Origin of the sequence: Clostridium felsineum DSM 794, from assembly GCF_002006355.2 — a bacterium.
Taxonomy (GTDB): domain Bacteria; phylum Bacillota; class Clostridia; order Clostridiales; family Clostridiaceae; genus Clostridium_S; species Clostridium_S felsineum.
On the sequence record NZ_CP096980.1, the window covers coordinates 3158043 to 3177552 of the forward strand.

The window sequence follows — 19510 nt, forward strand, 5'->3', positions numbered from 1 at the left end:
TTTAATTACATAGCATTTTTAAATTGACTTTCATAAATTTCTCTATATAATCCATTCTTATTTAAAAGAAGCTCTTCATGTTTACCTCTTTCTACTATATGGCCATTTTTCATAACCAAAATCAAATCCGCATCTCTAATAGTCGAAAGCCTATGTGCAATTACAAAGCTTGTACGTCCTTCCATCATTTTAAGGAATGCATTTTGTATTTTTATTTCAGTTCTTGTATCAACACTACTAGTTGCCTCATCTAGTATAAGCATTGGTGGATTTATAAGCATTACACGTGCTATAGTTAAAAGCTGTTTTTGCCCCTCTGAAAGATTACCACCTGATTCCGTTATTCTTGTTTCATATCCATCAGAAAGTCTTTTAATAAAGCTGTGTATATATGCTCCTTTTGCTGCCTCTTCAACCTCTTTAAGTGATGCATTTTCTTTTCCATAAGCTATATTTTCTTTTATAGTTCCTTCAAAAAGCCAAGTATCTTGAAGAACCATGCCAAATAAACTTCTAACATCTTTTCTTTTCATTTCATTTATATCTATACCATCTATGGTTATCTTGCCGCCATCTATATCATAAAACCTCATTAAAAGATTAACCATAGTTGTTTTTCCAGCACCTGTTGGTCCCACAATTGCTATAGTACTTCCCTTCTTTATGTCTACACTAAAATTTTCAACAAGAGGCTGTTTTTTATTATAAGAAAAAGATACATTATTAAACTGAACATTTCCCTCACACTTTTTAAGAACTTCAGTTTTTTCACTATCACTTTTTTCCGGAATTTCATCTAAAATTGAAAATACTCTTTCAGCCGATGCAATTGCTGCTTGAAGTTGAGTTGCAACACCTGTTACATTATTTATGGGCTGTGAAAACTGTGTGGAGTAAGTTAAGAAACTTGAAATTGTTCCAATGCTTAAACCACTTAAAACCGCTAAAAGTCCTCCTACAACACCTACTAGTACATATGTCATATTATTTACATATCTTGTTGAGGGGTTTGTAAGTGATGAATAAAATTGTGCAAGTCTACCACAATTATATAATCTTGAATTTATTTCAGAAAAATTTTCTTCTGCTCTTTTTTCATAACCAAATAATCTAACTACCTTTTGATTACCTATAATTTCTTCTATATATCCATTTAACTCACCCACTGTATTTTGCTGTTGTTTAAACATCTTATTTGATCTCTTTGTAATAAATGTAGCTATAAAAAAACATAATGGCGTCATTAATATTATTACTAGTGTAAGCTTTATGCTTAAAACTAACATAAGAATAATAGAACTTACTATTGTTATTATAGCTGGATAAAATTGAGTTATTCCTTGAAAAAGTCCATCAGAAATAGCATCCATATCATTTGTAAGCCTACTCATTATATCTCCATGTGGATTTCTATCAAAATATTTTAGTGGCAAAGTACTTATTTTACCTAAAGCTTCATTTCTCAAATCACGTACAGTATTATATGCTAACAAATTAGCAACAACCGTAAAAAGCCATGTAAATATTGAGCTAACTACATATACTACAGCTAAAATTAAAATTATTCTAAGTAGGTTATTAAAATCAACTTTCCCTTTGGAAATTATATTATCAATTCCCTTTCCAACAATTAGCGGCATAAATGCAATAAGAACGTTACTTATAAACGCAAATATAAGTGATACAATCATGTACATTTTATATTTTCCTACATAACGTGCTAATCTAAATAAAGTACCTTTTTTCATCTACATAGCCTCCTTTGAAAGTTGAGAATTACATATTTCCTTATATACCTCTGACACCTTTAAAAGCTCTTCATGATTTCCAACTCCTGCTACCCTACCGTCATCCAAAACAATAATCAAATCAGCATTTTTTATGGTACTTATTCTTTGTGTAACCATAATAAGTGTCATTTCCTTAGAATTTTTCTTTAATTCTTCTCTTAAAGCAGCATCTGTTGCGTAATCAAGTGCACTTAAACTATCATCTAATATAAGTATTTCAGGTTTCTTTATTAATGCTCTTGATATAGTAAGTCTTTGTTTTTGTCCTCCTGAAAAATTAGCTCCTCCTTGAGAAATATTAGTATCATATTTATTAGGCAATTTTTCTATAAATTCTGATGCCATACCCTTTCTAGCAGCTTCTCTAATTTCCTCTATTGAAGCACCCTCTTTTCCCCAACTTATATTTTCCTTTATACTTCCAGAAAATAAAATTGCCTTTTGAGGTACAACTCCTATTTTCTTTTCAAGTAAAGTTTTAGGATAATTTTTAACATCAACTCCATTTATAAAAACTTTTCCCTTGCTTGCATCGTATAATCTGGGAATAAGGTTTATAAGTGTAGTTTTTCCAGCTCCTGTTCCTCCAATTATGCCAACAGTTTGTCCTCTTTTTATATCAAAAGAAATATCGCTTATTGCAAATTCCTTAGAGTTTTTATAAGAAAATGAAACATTATCAAATTTCAAAATTGAATCTCCATTTTTCTCTTGTTTAAAATCTTTTTCATCTTTATAAGTAATACTTGAATCTGTATTAAAAACCTCTCCTACCCTAGATGCACTTGCTGCTGCTTTTGTAAATGTAACAATTAAATTAGCCACGATTATAAGTGCTGAAAGTACAAGATTAGTATAATTTATATAAGCTATTATTTTTCCTCTTGTAACTGCCCCCGAATATACTCTTTTTCCTCCGAACCAAAGTATTGCTAAAACAGCGAAATTCATTATTATACTTGTAAGAGGGTTCATAAGTGCTGAAATTTTTCCAACTCCAATTACTTCATCTGTAAGCTCTTCATTTGACTTTTTAAATCTAACTTTTTCATTTTCCATCTTAGAAAAAGCTCTTATTACTCTTATGCCTGACAAATTTTCTCTTAAAATAAGTGATAAATTATCAAGTTTCTTTTGAACCACTTTATATAGTGGAAGTGATTTACTCATTATAAGGTATACTACAAATGCAAATATTGGAATAGACAAATACATTATACTAGAGAGCTTTATATCTAAAAACATTGCCATTATAACTCCGCCTATGCATAAAAAAGGAACCCTTATAGCAAGTCTAATAAACATTGCTAGTGCAAGCTGAAGCTGATTTACGTCATTGGTTACACGATTTATAAGTGAAGGTGTACCAAATTCATCAATTTCATTATAAGAAAAAGTACCTATTTTTTTAAATAATTCATTTCTTAAAATGGTACCAAAGCCCTGTGATGCAATAGATGCAAAATACTGACATGTAAAAGAGGCTGCGACTCCAAGTGTTGCCATTAAAAGCATTATAAGTCCTACTCTAACTATGTACCCTGTATCCTTCATTCCTATTCCCTTGTCTGTTATTAATACCATCATTGTAGGTATTGATATTTCAAGTATTGCTTCAATTAATTTAAAAATTGGGCCTAATACTACTTGTTTTCTATATGGTTTTAAAAGTTTCAATAATCTTACCAAATCCTAACCTCCTAAAATGTCTAATACAAACTTTGTATTGAATATTTGTAAACTTTCCTTTATTATTATATCAAATAGAAATATATATTAAAAATACATAATACATATTGTCTATATACTTTTTTTATATGGAAGGAAGAAATCTTGTGGATATTAAACAACTAAGATATTTTTATACTATTGCAGAAGAAGGTAAGATAACAACTGCTGCTAAAAAGCTTCATATTGCTCAACCACCTCTAAGTTATCAACTTAAAAACTTAGAAAATGAATTGGGCGTGAAATTGGTAGAGCGGGGAAGTCGAAGTATTAAATTAACTGATGCAGGCCTTATGCTATATAATCGAGCAAAGCAAATACTAAATTTAACACAAACTACCATAGACGAATTAAATGATTTTAAAAATGGTACTCATGGTACTTTATCCATAGGAACTGTTTCCTCTTCTGGTCCATCACTTGTAAACAACATACTTTTAAAGTTTCATGAGAAGTATCCTTTAATAAACTTTGAAATTCATGAAGGTAATACCTATGAACTGCTTGAAATACTAAAAAGAGGTATAATTGAATTTGCCATTGTTAGAACACCCTTTAATGCCTACGGGTTTAACTGTATTTATTTACCTAGTGAACCAATGGCCGCTATAATGCATCCGGATTTCAATTATAGTTCTAAGAGCACTACAAAAATCAATGAACTTTATGATAAACCACTTATTTTTTATAGACGCTTTGAAAAACTTATATATGAAGCTTGTGAAAATTCTGGCTTTCACCCAAAGGTATTTTGTAAAAATGATGATGCAAGAACCTCATTACTATGGGCAAGCGCAGGATTAGGAATAGCTATTACACCAAAATCCGTTGTTTCTTTAGGAAATTCTAATTTGGTATGCAAAGAAATAGAAGATTTATCACTATCAACACAATTGGCTGTTATATGGCCTAAAAATAGCTACATTTCCTCTACTGCAGAGAATTTTTTTGAAATGTTTAAACTTTAAATAATCTTTATAAAATTGATTAATATGTGTTATATACATTTTTTATATATAACACATATTTTTTTAATATTTTATATATATCTTGTATGTTGCTATAATTAGAACAATAAATATTGCAAAACCTTGATTAGCATTATTACCGGTAAAAATAGTTTAATACAAGTTAATTTTGCCTATTTAAACCATCATAGGAGGCAAAGTAATGAATAATAAACTAGTTAATTTAAAAAATAATATTAAAGAATTCTTGCTTAGACACTTATATATTTTGTATACTATTATAGCTGTTACTATTAAAACTATTAATTATGAAAAGTTAATATCCCCTACTTTTTTTAGTATTAAATTTATACTGCCACCAGTTCTTTCATCAATAATTGTAATATGCAGTATTTCACTTTTATTTAAAAATAAAGGACGAACCCGATTTCTTTATTTTTTTAATTTAATAATTAGTATACTATTAATAGCTGATTCTGCTTATTATAGATATTTTAAAGATTGTATATCACTTTCTGTTATAAGGAATGGTATTCTTTTAAGTGGTGTATCTTCTAGTTTAAGAGATTTATTATATCCTTCAGATTTTATTTATCTTATTGATTGTATAATATTAATACCTTTAATTCGAATTTTTAAAGGTTACTTTAATAAAACCGCAATTTTTAAAATACGCTTTGCAGAATTTCTAATACTTTTGTGTATTGCCTTACCTATAAATATACTTAAAATTTATAGTTTAACTATTGAGCAACCAACTTTAATCTCTACAATGGTTAACAAAATGTATATAGCAAAGGTTATTGGTATTGTTAACTTCCAAGTTATTGATGCCTATAATGTTATATCTACAAAAGTAAAGGATTTAAAAACCTTACCCCCTGCAAGGCAAAAGGAAATAAAAAATTACTTAAAAAAGAAGGATTCTTATACAACTTCTAATTTTACAGGAGCTGCAAAAGGTAAAAATTTAATTATGATTCAAGTAGAAGCTCTCCAGCAATTTGTAATTGGTGCAAAAATGAATGGACAAGAAATTACTCCAAACTTAAATAGATGGATGGGAAAAAGCTTATATTTTAATAATTATTTTTATCAAGTAGCCTCTGGAGTTACTTCTGATGCTGAATTTTTATCAAACAATTCCTTATATCCAGCAGATTCTGGTGCTGCTTACTATATGTATTGTAATGACACCTATGATTCTTTAGCTAGACAAATGAATAACAATGGTTATTACACAACTGCAATAAACGGATACAAGGAAGGCTTTTGGAACAGAAATGTAATGTACAAGGCAGAGGATTTTCATGATTATTTTGCTGAGCGTAATTATAATATCAATGAAACTGTTGGACTTGGTTTAAGCGATAAATCTTGGCTTAATCAGACATTACCAATGATGAAAAATTTCAAACAACCCTACTTCTCTTTTTTAATTACCTTAAGCAGTCATTATCCTTATGATGATCAAAAAGGTTATGGTAATTTTGATGTAGGAAAATATAAAGGAACTTTACTTGGAAATTATTTAAATGGAATACATTATACTGATGCTCAACTTGGAATGTTTTTAGATAACCTTGAAAAACAAGGTATGCTTGATAATTCTATAGTTGTGCTTTATGGAGATCATTTTGCAATACCTAAAAACTCAATAGAGGATCTTTATAATTTTGAAAACATCAAAAATCCAACAAATTTAGATTGGTACGAACTTCAAAAGGTCCCTATGTTTATTCATTTTCCTCATGATGAAAATAAAGGAGTAAACTCTATGTATAGTAGCCAAATAGATCTTTATCCTACTATAGCAAATTTGTTTGGGCTTGATAAAAAATATATGTTTGGTTCAGATTTATTGAATACTCAAAATAATGTTGTTACCTTTAGAAATGGTTCATTTACTGACGGAAAGTATTTTTATGTTTCTTTTGAGGATAGTTATTATGACATTGATGATAAGAAAACCATAAAACCAACCTCAAAATTAAAAGCTATGAAAGAAGATTCGTTAACCCAATTACAATACTCTGATGATATTTTAAATCATAACCTAATGAAAACTTTTCTAAAAGATGATAGTAAGGATAAAAAGAGGTAGTCATATGAAAATTAAAAAGAATACAGTTATTATACTTTTTTTCTTATCTTTACTAATAGCATATGTTACTTATGATTTTGCAGCTAATAAACCAATCTCAGGGAAGGTAATTGGGACAACTATAGGCAATTCAAAAAAAGGTGTAAGCAAACTTAATCAGCATCAATTAAATGTAAAGATCACTTCTGGTGATCATAAAGGTGAAGTAGTAACGGTTGATAACATAGTAAATGATAAAACCTTTGATGAATACATGGTTGAGAAGAATTCAAACGTTCTTCTTAATATCGAAGAAAACGAAAATGGTACTATAAAGCGAGTTTATATATACGAAATTGTACGATATAAAGCTTTATATATTTTAATATTTTCCTTTATCTTTTTATTGGGGGTTTTAGCTGGTGAAAAGGGGTTAAAATCTATTTTAGCTCTTTTAGTAACTGGTTTTGTTATTTTAAAGGTATTAATACCTCTTATAGTTAAAGGTTATAATCCTATAATTGTATCTATTATATTATGTATAGCTATAAGCACTATAAGTTTAATTGTAATAAGTGGAAAAAACAAAAAAACTTTATCAGCAATAATCGGCACCTGTAGTGGTTTATTAATTGCAGCTATAATCGCACTGGTATTGAGTTCTAAACTAAAATTAACTGGTTTCACAGACGAACAACTTCAAATGCTAGTATATATCTCTCAAGATAAAAACTTTAATTTCAGAGGTTTATTATTCAGTGGAATACTAATGGGAGCTTTAGGTGCTGTAATGGATATTAGCATGTCCATAGCTTCTTCTGTAAGCGAAATAAAAGAAAAAAAACCTGACATCAGTACTTCAGCTTTAATAAAATCCGCTATGAAAATAGGACAAGATATTATGGGTACTATGGCAAATACCCTAATATTAGCTTATGTAGGCGGTAATTTATACAATTTAATTTTAGTTTTTTCATATAACCTTCCACTGTATAGAATTTTAGATCAAGATATTATTGCTACAGAAATCTTAAATTCTTTAGCTGGAAGTTTAGGCTTACTCTTTACTGTACCTATAACTGCTGTAACTGCTGCTCTATTACTAAATATGAATAAGGAAAATGAACTTTAATCATTTTCTTTATTTAACTAAAGAAAACTTTTTAACGGAGGCTACTAAATGACAAAATTAAATTTAAGTTTATTTCATTACATAAACAATTTATCTACGAAAAACCACATTATTGATACATTTATGATTTTCATGTCAAAATACGTTATATACCTTTTCATAGGAATACTTTTTACAAGCTTTATTTTAGGTATAGTCTTAAAAAATACTTACATAAAAAAAATCACTATTTGCTCTGCACTTATAATTATACTTGATATGATTTTAGTATTTATATTAGGTAAATTTTACTTTGTTAACAGACCTTTTGTATTAAATAAAGTACACTTACTTTATTTTCATAAAACCACTTCTTCTTTTCCCAGCGATCATGCTATAATTACTTTAGCTATAGCTCTTAGTATTCTAAAGCTTAACAAGCCTCTTGGAAAAATAATGATTCTTTTTTCAATTATTGTTGGATTTTCGAGGGTGTATGTTGGACATCACTATCCTTTAGATGTAATTTGTGGCTTTATTTTAGCTATACTTTCCACTTGCCTATTAAATTATATACCTAGAAAAAAACATTAAATAAAAGACATAAATCTTTACATAAAGATTTATGTCTTTTATTTTATACTAATTTTCCGAAAGAAAAGCCTTGTGATTTTAAATACTGTATTATTTCTGGAAGAGCTTGTACTGTTGTTGTCTTTGCTCCTGCATCATGCATTAATATTACAACTACCTTTTTACCCGCCACAGTCTTCTTCACGTTATCTATTAATTGGTTAACCGGAACATTGGGATGTTCGGCATCTCCATTAAGAGCATTCCAATCTAAGTATCTATATCCTGAATTAGTAACTGCTACCCTAAAAGGTTGAAGTCTGTTACCATATGATCCTCCTGGAAATCTAACAAATTTAGGTATATACTTATCCCCAAGTATAGATTTAAGAACTACATCACATCTATTTATGTCTTGTATAAATTGTTCCGGTGCTTCTCTATAATTTATTACATGACTATATGTATGATTAGCAACTGATTCTCCATTTGCTACTTCTAGTTTAACTAAATTAGGATATGCCTGTGCATTTTTTCCTATTAAAAAAAACGTAGCTTGTATATTATTTTGCTTTAGTATGTCCAAAATTTTAGTTGTATTAACCGATGGGCCATCATCAAATGTCAAATATGCTATTTTTTTATTACTATCCTTCTCCATATTCCAGGGATAAACTGGACCTTGACCTAAATTATCTATGTTACAGTCATTAGGATTAGGTTTTTCCTTACTGACAACTTTTTTTATTTTCTTCTTTTTAATACTTCTATCAACTTTAGTAGCCGTTACAATATTCTTCTTACTATATTTTCTTTGGATAATACAAAACCCCAAAATAACTACAAGTGCTAATACACAAACAAGCACTGCTCTTTTTTTTATTAGTTTACTTTTGTTTTTAACCAATATTTTCACCCTCTACAATCGTTATCTGTTTCATTATAGCAAACTAAGGATATTATTAAAAATACATAATAAATATGGAATTCATATATTCTGAGTATAGTTTATTACACTATACTTTTTACAGCTTTAACTGAATTATATCTAATAACTCTGTATACTCTTCACTTTCTTGTTCATTTAACGTACATGCTTTTACAAATTCAATTAAAAGAGTTTTATATTCTTTTTTATTATAATTAATATTAGAATTAACTTTTCTTGAATTTTCACCAATATATTCTATATAGCTTTTAAATAAATTAATTGCCTTCTTTATTATTATTCCGTTACTACATTTATTTATTTTAGCCCAATATAATATAAGCATAGCTCTTATAAATTCATTTTCTTCATTTATTTTTTCAATAAGTTTAAACTCCTTGTTTTCTAAGCATAGTCTATATAAAAATAACACTTTCAAATCTTCCGAATAAGTACCCCAAAAATCTAAAACTTCTTTTTCATCTATATTCAGCAGCACTTCACTTTTATCATTTAATTCAATCTCAGAAAATATACTGCTATAGAAAAAATCATAAAAAATCTCTCTGTCGTCTTCATCCTTTAAAAGTTTAATCCTAATAGCCTGCTCCCTATCATTTTTAAAGTTTACTCCCCTTTGAAAAGTAACGGCTCTTCCTGTTATAAGTTCTTTAAGTTTACACTGTACATGCCCTTTGTTAAAGTATAAATCATTATTTTTATCATCTCTTATAAATCCAAAATCATTCATTTTTTTATTTCTTAAATTATATCCACCAAACCATCTTATTAATCCTATTTCCCTCATACTAATTCTCCTATTCTTCAAAGCTTTTGTACTATAATAATTTAGTGTTTCTTCTTTATAATCTTAATCATATCTCCTATCATATAAAGCGAACCACATACAAGGATCATATCTCCTTCTTTATAGCAAGAAACAGCTTTTTCATAAGCCCTATTATAATCTCTTTCCGCTTCACATTGATTATTGTACCTTTTTACCATATTGCATAACTCTTCTTCATCCTCTGCTCTATCACTATGTGGTGATACTGTTATAACTTTACTTGCATCTCTAACTATTAATTCTACCATTTTTTTCACTTCTTTATCAGCCAATATTCCTAAAATAAGAATTAATTTATTATATTTAAAATGAATTTGTATACTTTCTTTAAGCTTTAAAATTCCATCTGCATTGTGTGCCCCATCCAACACAACTAGTGGATTATTCTCTATGACATCAAGCCTACCTCTCCATCTTACTTTATAGAGCCCATTTATGATATTATTTTTACTTATGTGAACACCCTGATTTTTTAATGCTTCAATAGCCATAACCGCAGTTTTTGCATTATTAATCTGATGCTTTCCAAGAAGGGCTAGCTTTATATCATACTGATCTTGTAGAATTTCCATATGTATATGTTGAAAATATCTATCTTTTTCAACCAAGTTATCTATAAATTCCGCTTTGCCTTCTCCCACATTAATTATATTTGCCTTTCTTTCTTCAGCTATACTCTTTATAACCACTTCTGCTTCTTTTTTTTGAGGATATAAAACAAGTGGAACCTTATCTTTAATGATTCCTGCCTTTTCATAAGCTATCTTTCCTAATGTGTCTCCAAGTATTTTCATATGGTCATAACTAACTGAAGTTATAACGGTTAAAATAGGCATAATTACATTGGTTGCATCAAATCTTCCTCCAAGTCCAACTTCAATTACTGCATAATCAACCTTCTTTACTGAAAAATACAAAAATGCTGCTGCGGTTATTATTTCAAATTCAGTAGGATCCTCTATACCTTCATCTTTTAGCTTTTTTACAGCTAAACTTACCTTTTCTATTATGCTGCATAAGTCCTCTTTTGGTATATTGCAATTATTTACTTGAATTCTCTCTTCAAACTCCTCTATATAAGGGGAGGTATACATTCCAACTTTATATCCTGCCTCAATTAAAATTTGACTTATCATTGCTGTTGTAGAACCTTTTCCATTAGTACCTGCAATGTGAATACATTTTATTTTTTCATGAGGATTTCCCAAAATTTCAAGAAGCCTTGCTACTCTATTAAGTCCAAGATTTATACCAAACTTCAAAGAACCGTGTATATAACTAATAGCTTCTTCATAATTCAAAAAAAACGCCCCCTAAATTATATTTTTCTAAAATTGCAAGTGATAGTTTTTCTCCTACCACCTGCATTTTAATAATTAAATCTTTATTTAAGTGCTTTTATTCTTTCTTCAACAGCCTCAAGCATTTTTTTATACTTTTCGCCTTTAACCCTTTCAGCTTCAACCACACTTTCAGGTGCTTTAGCTGTAAAACCCTTATTAGAAAGTTTTTTATTCACCCTATCAATTTCACTTTGAAGTTTATCCTTCTCCTTACTTAATCTTTCGATTTCCTTAGTTACATCTATCAAATCAAGAAGAGGCATATATATTTCTGCACCTTTTGTTACACAAGATACACCATTTTCCGGAGCCTCATCTTTAGATTTTAGGAAGCTTACAGACGAAGCGTATGCTAATTTTTCAAAATACTTATCTCCAAGCTCAAATGCAGCTTTATTTTCATCTTCAGTAAAAATCATAACTTTAGCTTTCTTTGAAGGTGGCACATTCATTTCAGCTCTTACATTTCTAATTGACTTTATTGCTTCTATAATGTAATTCATAGCATTCTCAGAAGCTTCATCATGTAAGTGATCTGTATATTTAGGCCATAGAGATACAGCTATAGCTTCATACTCTCCTCCAACATGCTTATAAATTTCTTCAGTTATATAAGGCATTACAGGATGAAGTAATTGAAGTCCTACTGTTAAAACCTTGTGAAGAACATTATATGAAATTCCCTTTGCCTTTTCATCATCACTATACATAACAGGCTTTATAAGCTCAATATACCAATCACAGAATTCATTCCACATAAAATCATAAACTTTCTGAGAGGCTATTCCTAGTTCAAATTTTTCTATGTTGTCTGTTACTTCATTTACAAGAGAATTACATCTTGATAGTATCCACTTATCGGCAAGACTATAATCTTTTGCATCTTTATATTTATTCATAATATCTTTATCAAGATTCATAAGAACAAATCTAGATGCATTCCAAATCTTATTTGCAAAGTTTCTTGCAGCTTCTACCTTTTCAGTTTTATATCTTATATCATTTCCTGGTGCATTTCCTGTTATAAGCATAAATCTAAGTGCATCTGCACCAAATGTATCTATTACATCTAATGGATCTACACCATTGCCAAGGGATTTTGACATTTTTCTTCCTTCTGCATCTCTTACAAGTCCATGTATATAAACATGCTTAAATGGAGTTTCTCCCATATTGTAAATTCCAGAGAACACCATTCTTGCTACCCAAAAGAATATTATATCATATCCGGTAACAAGTGTATTTGTAGGATAAAAGTATTCTAAATCCTCATTTTTATCTGGCCATCCAAGTGTTGAAAAAGGCCAAAGAGCTGAACTAAACCATGTATCCAAAACATCTTTATCCTGCTCTAAATTTTCACTTCCACATTTTCCACAAGCTGTTGGTTCTTTCTCTGAAACTATTATTTCTCCGCAATCCTTGCAATACCATACTGGAATTCTATGTCCCCACCATAATTGTCTTGATATACACCAATCTTGAATGTTTTCCATCCAGTTGAAATAAATTTTATCAAATCTTTCAGGTACAAATTTAGTTTCTCCTTCTTTTACTGCTTTTATAGCTGGCTCTGCTAAAGATTTCATCTTAACATACCATTGTTTTGATATCATAGGTTCAATTATGCTTCCACATCTATCATGTGTTCCAACATTATGAACATGTTCTTTTATTTTTACAAGGTATCCCTCTTCTTTTAAATCATTAACTATTGCTTTTCTTGCTTCGTATCTATCCATTCCTGAATATTTTCCAAAACCTTCTTTTATAGTTCCATCATTATTAAGCATAACTATTTCTTTTAAATTATGTCTCTTTCCTACTTCATAATCGTTAGGATCATGAGCTGGAGTTATTTTAACAGCTCCTGTACCAAACTCCATATCAACATAATCATCTGCTACAACTTCTATTTTTCTATTTAAAAGAGGGAGAATTAACATTTTGCCTATAAACCTCTTATATCTTTCATCCTTAGGATTAACAGCAACTGCCGTATCACCTAACATTGTTTCTGGCCTTGTTGTTGCAATTTCAATGAAATCATTTTCTCCTTCTACTGGATATTTAATATGCCAGAAAAAACCTTGATCCTCTTTATACTCTATTTCAGCATCAGACAAAGCTGTTTGGCATTTTGGACACCAGTTAGTTATCCTATTTCCTTGGTATATTAAGCCGTCCTCATAAAGCTTTACAAAAACCGTTCTAACAGCTTTATTGAGTTTTTCATCCATAGTAAAACTTTCTCTTGTAAAATCAGCTGAAACACCAAGCTTCTTCTGTTGATTCTTTATTCTTTCTCTATATTCCTTAGTCCAATCCCATACTCTTTCAAGAAATTTTTCTCTTCCCATTTCTTTTTTATTTAAGCCTTCTTTTAAGAGTTCCTTTTCCACTCTTACTTCTGTAGCAATACTTGCATGGTCCTGTCCTGGAAGCCATAGTGCTTCATATCCCTGCATTCTTTTTGCTCTTATCATAAAATCCTGAAGAGCACAATCAAGTGCATGACCTAAATGAAGCTTTCCTGTTATATTTGGAGGTGGCATCATTATTGTATAAGGCTTTTTATTTTTATCTACCTTAGGTGTAAAAAAGCCTTTTTCTTCCCACCATTTATATATTCTATCTTCAAATTCCTTAGGATCATAAGTTTTTGCCATTTCATCAAATTCTTTCATTGAAATCCTTCCTTTCTTCTATGTAAAATAAAAAAGCACAGAAGTCCATCAAAGGACGACTGTGCGCGATACCACCTTTATTCCTGCATAATGCAGACTCTCTATAAAATAACGGTAAGAAAACCACCGCTTCTATCTACTTAAACTTTCAATAGAAGAACTCAGAAGCTACCTTCAAAGTACTTTACATAGGAAACCTTACAGCTAAAAATTCCCCTCTCTTAATGCTATTTACTTTTACTCTTCTTCTTCAACGTTTATATTTAATTTATTAGAGCATTATAAAGCTACTCATTCTTATTATAATTAAATTTAGAATTATGTCAATATAATCATAAGCACATATACATATTTATGTAACAAATATCATTTTCTTTTATAAGCTAATATTAAGAATAACTTTATTTTGACATAAGATTAAAAAGAAGGTGTGAATAATGAAAAATAAAAAGCACAGCAATACAATAATAAAATTAGAAGAATGCAAATTTCTAGGTAAGGGGCATGGTGGAAGTGTTTACTTAATGCCAGACAATAGGGTTGTAAAAATATTTAAAAATCCAAATTCCTGCAAAGATGAATATCATATATTAAAAAAACTAGGGGATAATCCTTATTTTCCAAAGCCTTATGAATTCCACAATCATTATATGATAAGAGAATATATTGACGGTATAAATATATCAGATTATATAACTCAAAATGGCTGCTCAGAAAAATTAATACTAGAACTTATCTATTTTTTAGAATATATAAAGAATGCTGGATTTAAAAAGATAGATGTAAGATTTGTACATGTGTTCATTGAAAATAACAGTAAACTTAGGGTAATTGATCCTAGGCGCAGCTTTACAGAAAAGCTAAAAGCACCCTATCATTTAATATCTGACTTAAAACATTACGGCTGCATTGATTTGTTTTGGAGAATTTTAAAGTATGAAAAACCAGATTTATATAAAAAATGGCATTAAATAAATTTATTATTCTGTTAAATACAAAAAATAAATGACAAGTTAATAAAAACTTGCCATTTATTTGATTAAATACTTGATGTTTCTTCTACTGCAGCGGTCTCTTCACTAGCTATATTTTCAACTTCATTCTTAGAACCCTCTAAATTTTTAAAGGCAGTTGAAAGCATAAGCTTTATTCTATTTAACTGATTAACCTCACTAGCACCAGGATCAAAGTCTACAGCTGCTATATTTGCCTTAGGATATCTTCTTTTAAGTTCTTTTATCATACCTTTACCAGTAACATGGTTTGGCAGGCAAGCAAATGGCTGCATACATATAATATTTTCAGTTCCACCTTCAATTAATTCTACCATTTCAGCAGTTAAGAACCATCCTTCACCAGTTTGGTTACCTAATGAAACTATGTCAGCTACACCTTCTGCTAATTCTTTAATAGATTTTGGTGGCTCAAATCTTTTACTTTCAGAAAGCGCTTTTTTCATAGGTTTTCTAAAATACTCTATAGCTTCAATCAATACATTTGAAAGTAACTTAGCCTTCTTGTTAGTATGAAGATACTTATCTTTAAAAGTAGCATTGTATGAACTATATAGCATAAAGTCCATTAGATCAGGCATTACAGCTTCTGCCCCTTCATTTTCGATAGTATCAACTACATTGTTATTTGCTGTTGGATGGAACTTTACCAAAATTTCTCCTACAAGTCCAACCTTAGGCTTCTTTATATCATTTATTTCTAATTGATCAAATTCTTTAACTATGTCGTTAACATTTTTCTTAAAGGTTTTGATTTTTTTATTTTTAGAATCCTCTTTACATACATTTACCCACTTGTCATAAAGCTCATTTGCAGAACCTTTAACTTTTTCATAAGGTCTAACTTTAAATAGTACCCTCATTAAAAGATCTCCGTATAGAACAGCTTTTATCGCTTTTATTCCCGTAGATAATCCATATGTTATTCCAGGATTTTTTTCAAATCTTTGAGCACTTATTGCAACTACAGGTACATTTCCATAACCTGCATCCTTTAAAGCTTTTCTTATAAAACCTATATAGTTAGTCGCTCTACATCCACCACCTGTTTGAGAAATTAAAACAGAAGTATTATTCAAATCATATTTTCCTGATTTTAACGCTTCTAGCATTTGTCCCACAACTATTATAGATGGATAGCAAGCATCATTATTTACATGTTTAAGTCCTTCATCAACACACTTCTTGTCCACAGACGGCATAACAACAAGATTATAACCCTCACTTATAAGCGCTGACTCTAAAAATTGAAAATGCATAGGTGCCATTTGAGGCATTAAAATAGTATGTTTTTTTCTCATTTCTTTAGTAAATACTATTCTCTTCTGATTTTCAAATTTTCTTTCTGGCTTTACATTATTTTTCTCTCTTTCAGACATAGCTGCCTTAAGAGATCTAACTCTTATTCTTATAGCTCCTAAATTACTTCCTTCATCTATTTTTATAAGAGTGTATATTTTACCATATTGATCTAGTATTTCTTCAACTTGATCTGTTGTTACTGCATCAAGTCCACATCCAAAGGAATTAAGTTGTACAAGTTCAAGATTATCCTCTCTCGCAATAAAGCTTGCCGCTGCATAAAGTCTTGAATGATATACCCATTGATCTACGATTCTTAAAGGTCTCTCAACCTCTCCAAGATGAGCTATTGAATCTTCAGTTAAAACTGCCATATCAAAACTATTTATAAGTTCTGGTATACCATGATTGATTTCAGGATCAATATGATATGGCCTTCCAGATAAAACTATTCCTTTTTTACCTGTTTTCTTTAAATAAGCTAAGACCTCTTCACCTTTTTTCCTTATATCCTGCCTTATATTTTCCTGCTCATCCCATGCTTTATTAACAGCTTCATTAACTTCACTTTGAGTTAAATTGAACTCTTTAAGTTCCTCTAAAAGCCTTGTCTTTAATTTTCCTTTATCATCTAATGACACAAAAGGATTTTTAAAAAGTATATCCCCTTCTCTAAGTCCATCAATATTATTCCTTATAACCTCTGCATATGATGTTACTATTGGACAGTTATAATGGTTAGATGCACCCTCTTGCTCCTTTTTTTCATAAGGGATGCATGGATAAAATATAAATCTTATACCTCTTTCCATAAGACTTACAATGTGTCCATGTGTTATTTTTGCCGGATAACACACTGATTCTGAAGGTATTGTATCCATTCCTTTTTCATAAACCTTTTTAGAAGACCTCGGAGAAAGTTCAACTCTAAAACCAAGTTCTGTAAAGAAAGTATGCCAAAATGGATAGTTTTCATACATATTTAAAACTCTTGGAATTCCAACAACTCCTCTTTTTGCTTCTTCCTTCTTTAATGGAGTATATCCAAAAATCTTTTTATATTTGTAGTCATATAGATTTGGAAGATCATTTTTCTTAATCTCTTCTCCCGCACCTCTTTCACATCTATTACCGGTAACAAAATTTCTTCCATCAGAAAATTCATTTACGGTCAAAAGACAATTATTAGCGCATTTTCCGCATCGCCTCATATTTGTGTTAGCTTTGAATTTTTCAAGTTCATCTTCCTTTAATAGAGAAGATTTATAACCTTCACTTAAATTTTCCTTTGCTATAATAGCTGCTCCAAATGCGCCCATAAGTCCCGCAATATCTGGTCTAACTACTTCTCTTTCAGATATCATCTCAAAACTTCTTAAAACTGCATCATTGTAAAAGGTACCACCTTGTACTATTACTTTTTCCCCTAAATCCTCTGGATTTCTAATCTTAATAACTTTAAATAAAGCATTTTTAATTACGGAGTAAGAAAGTCCTGCAGAAATTTCCCCTACTTCAGCGCCTTCTTTTTGGGCTTGTTTTACTTTTGAGTTCATAAACACAGTACATCTTGAACCCAAATCCACAGGGTTTTTGGACATAAGAGCTGCTTTAGCAAAATCACGTACATCCATATTTAATGATTTAGCAAAGGTTTCTATAAATGAACCACAGCCTGAAGAACAAGCTTCATTCAATGTTACAGAACTTATTACACCTTCCTTTACCCTAATACACTTCATATCTTGTCCACCTATATCTAATATGAAGTCCACACCAGGCTTAAAGAAATCCGCAGCCTTATAGTGAGCAACTGTTTCAACTTCACCTATATCAATCTTCAATGCTGCTTTTATTAAGCTTTCACCATAACCTGTAACTGTACTATTGGCTATATATGCATCTTTAGGAAGCCTACCGTATATGTCATTTAAAATTTTTATAGAACTATTTAAAGGACTTCCTTCATTACTTCCATAGTGCGAATAAAGAAGTTCCCCTTCTTCCGACATTAAAACTGCCTTTGTTGTTGTAGAACCTGCGTCTATTCCTAAGAAGCACTTTCCACTGTAATCTTTAAGCTCTCTTCTTTTAACCTTGTCCTTATCATGTCTTTCCTTAAATTTATCATAATCTGATTCATCCCTAAAAAGTGGAGCTAGCCTAGTTACATCATCACTATTAGCCTTATTAAGCTTTAAAAGTCTCTTTTTTATCTCTCTAAAAGTTATAACTTCTTCACTTTTAGATGATAGTGCTGCTCCCATTGCTACAAAAAGTTGAGAGTTTTCAGGAAAAATCACTTCTTCTTCTGTAAGATTTAAAGTTTCAATAAATCTTTGTCTTAATTCTGATAAAAAATAAAGAGGTCCTCCTAAAAAAGCGACCTTACCTTTTATAGGTTTACCGCAAGCAAGACCACTTATGGTTTGATTTACTACCGCTTGGAATATTGATGCTGAAATATCTTCTTTTGCCGCACCCTCATTTAATAAGGGTTGAACGTCTGTTTTTGCAAAAACACCACATCTGGCAGCTATTGGATATATACATTTATGCTCACTTGCCAGTTTATTTAATCCAGAAGCATCTGTCTTCAAAAGAGTAGCCATTTGATCTATAAACGCTCCTGTACCTCCTGCACAAGTTCCATTCATCCTCTGATCTATATTATTATCATAAAAATAAGTTATCTTTGCATCTTCACCACCAAGTTCTATTGCAACATCTGTCTCTGGAATAATTTTTTCAATAGTGTTGGTACAAGCTATTACCTCTTGAATAAATTTAACATCCATCCATTCAGAAACAGATAATCCCCCCGAGCCTGTTACCATAACGGTAACATCATCATCTTTAAATTTTTCATAAGCTTCAGTTATAAGGCTTATAATAGTAAACTTAATATCTGAGTAATGTCTCTCATATTTGCTATATATAATTTCATCATTACTATTTAAAATTACTATCTTTACAGTAGTTGACCCTACATCTAAACCTAAATGTAAATTTTTTCTCATAGTTACCTTCCTATCTATTTTGAATTCAATTTAGTATAACACATAAATTATTTTTTTTAAACATTTTAGAAAATAATTTAAATTGTATATTCCTTAATATGCATTATCTAAGAA

The 19510-nt window shown here is 30.0% G+C and carries 12 protein-coding genes and 1 other annotated feature; of the genes, 5 read left to right on the forward strand and 7 right to left on the reverse strand.

The genetic code is table 11. The features are described from left to right. Positions 1 to 5 precede the first annotated feature (5 nt). Positions 6 to 1748, reverse strand: a complete 1743-nt coding sequence (locus tag CLFE_RS15055; protein WP_077834712.1) for an ABC transporter ATP-binding protein — start codon at positions 1746 to 1748, stop codon at positions 6 to 8. Further along, positions 1749 to 3479 (reverse strand): ABC transporter ATP-binding protein, encoded by a 1731-nt coding sequence (locus CLFE_RS15060; protein WP_077892804.1) that lies wholly within the window; start codon positions 3477 to 3479, stop codon positions 1749 to 1751. A 146-nt stretch (positions 3480 to 3625) separates the two neighbouring features. On the opposite strand from CLFE_RS15060, the gene CLFE_RS15065 reads away from it, so the two are divergent. The 4 genes from CLFE_RS15065 (at position 3626) to CLFE_RS15080 (ending at position 8274) form a co-directional block, all read left to right on the forward strand. Continuing rightward, positions 3626 to 4486: a LysR family transcriptional regulator gene (locus CLFE_RS15065; RefSeq protein ID WP_077892803.1), complete on the forward strand. Its 861-nt coding sequence runs from the start codon at positions 3626 to 3628 to the stop codon at positions 4484 to 4486. Positions 4487 to 4688: 202 nt separating this feature from the next. After that, positions 4689 to 6590, forward strand: a complete 1902-nt coding sequence (locus CLFE_RS15070) for an LTA synthase family protein (RefSeq protein ID WP_077892802.1) — start codon at positions 4689 to 4691, stop codon at positions 6588 to 6590. 4 nt (positions 6591 to 6594) lie between these two features. Further along, entirely contained in the window at positions 6595 to 7701 is a 1107-nt protein-coding gene (locus tag CLFE_RS15075; RefSeq protein WP_139356094.1) for a YibE/F family protein, read from the forward strand. A 48-nt stretch (positions 7702 to 7749) separates the two neighbouring features. Then, positions 7750 to 8274 carry a phosphatase PAP2 family protein gene (locus CLFE_RS15080; RefSeq protein WP_077892801.1) on the forward strand — a complete coding sequence of 175 codons (525 nt, stop codon included), beginning with the start codon at positions 7750 to 7752 and terminating at the stop codon, positions 8272 to 8274. A 43-nt stretch (positions 8275 to 8317) separates the two neighbouring features. Here the strand turns inward: CLFE_RS15080 and CLFE_RS15085 are convergent, their stop codons facing one another. From CLFE_RS15085 to CLFE_RS15100, 4 genes are all read right to left on the reverse strand, one after another. Beyond that, positions 8318 to 9160, reverse strand: coding sequence for a polysaccharide deacetylase family protein (locus CLFE_RS15085; protein WP_077836115.1), 843 nt, complete (start codon positions 9158 to 9160; stop codon positions 8318 to 8320). 118 nt (positions 9161 to 9278) lie between these two features. After that, positions 9279 to 9989, reverse strand: coding sequence for a S1 domain-containing protein (locus CLFE_RS15090; RefSeq protein ID WP_077836114.1), 711 nt, complete (start codon positions 9987 to 9989; stop codon positions 9279 to 9281). Positions 9990 to 10030: 41 nt separating this feature from the next. Continuing rightward, positions 10031 to 11332, reverse strand: a complete 1302-nt coding sequence (locus tag CLFE_RS15095; RefSeq protein WP_077892800.1) for a bifunctional folylpolyglutamate synthase/dihydrofolate synthase — start codon at positions 11330 to 11332, stop codon at positions 10031 to 10033. Positions 11333 to 11415: 83 nt separating this feature from the next. Further along, complete coding sequence (locus CLFE_RS15100; protein ID WP_077851242.1) at positions 11416 to 14061, reverse strand: valine--tRNA ligase; 2646 nt, start codon at positions 14059 to 14061, stop codon at positions 11416 to 11418. 48 nt (positions 14062 to 14109) lie between these two features. Further along, positions 14110 to 14324, reverse strand: a binding site (T-box leader). 174 nt (positions 14325 to 14498) lie between these two features. On the opposite strand from CLFE_RS15100, the gene CLFE_RS15105 reads away from it, so the two are divergent. After that, complete coding sequence (locus tag CLFE_RS15105) at positions 14499 to 15032, forward strand: RIO2 family protein (protein ID WP_077892799.1); 534 nt, start codon at positions 14499 to 14501, stop codon at positions 15030 to 15032. 68 nt (positions 15033 to 15100) lie between these two features. Here the strand turns inward: CLFE_RS15105 and CLFE_RS15110 are convergent, their stop codons facing one another. Beyond that, a complete protein-coding gene (locus CLFE_RS15110; RefSeq protein WP_077892798.1) occupies positions 15101 to 19396 on the reverse strand; it encodes a 2-hydroxyacyl-CoA dehydratase in 4296 nt (1431 codons plus the stop codon). Positions 19397 to 19510: the final 114 nt, after the last annotated feature.

Bases quoted from the DNA above. Each gene is read 5' to 3' on its own strand.
- CLFE_RS15100 (WP_077851242.1), bottom strand. From the start codon at position 14,061: ATGAAAGAATTTGATGAAATGGCAAAAACTTATGATCCTAAGGAATTT.
- CLFE_RS15090 (WP_077836114.1), bottom strand. From the start codon at position 9,989: ATGAGGGAAATAGGATTAATAAGATGGTTTGGTGGATATAATTTAAGA.
- CLFE_RS15105 (WP_077892799.1), top strand. From the start codon at position 14,499: ATGAAAAATAAAAAGCACAGCAATACAATAATAAAATTAGAAGAATGC.
- CLFE_RS15070 (WP_077892802.1), top strand. From the start codon at position 4,689: ATGAATAATAAACTAGTTAATTTAAAAAATAATATTAAAGAATTCTTG.
- CLFE_RS15110 (WP_077892798.1), bottom strand. From the start codon at position 19,396: ATGAGAAAAAATTTACATTTAGGTTTAGATGTAGGGTCAACTACTGTA.
- CLFE_RS15075 (WP_139356094.1), top strand. From the start codon at position 6,595: ATGAAAATTAAAAAGAATACAGTTATTATACTTTTTTTCTTATCTTTA.
- CLFE_RS15055 (WP_077834712.1), bottom strand. From the start codon at position 1,748: ATGAAAAAAGGTACTTTATTTAGATTAGCACGTTATGTAGGAAAATAT.
- CLFE_RS15080 (WP_077892801.1), top strand. From the start codon at position 7,750: ATGACAAAATTAAATTTAAGTTTATTTCATTACATAAACAATTTATCT.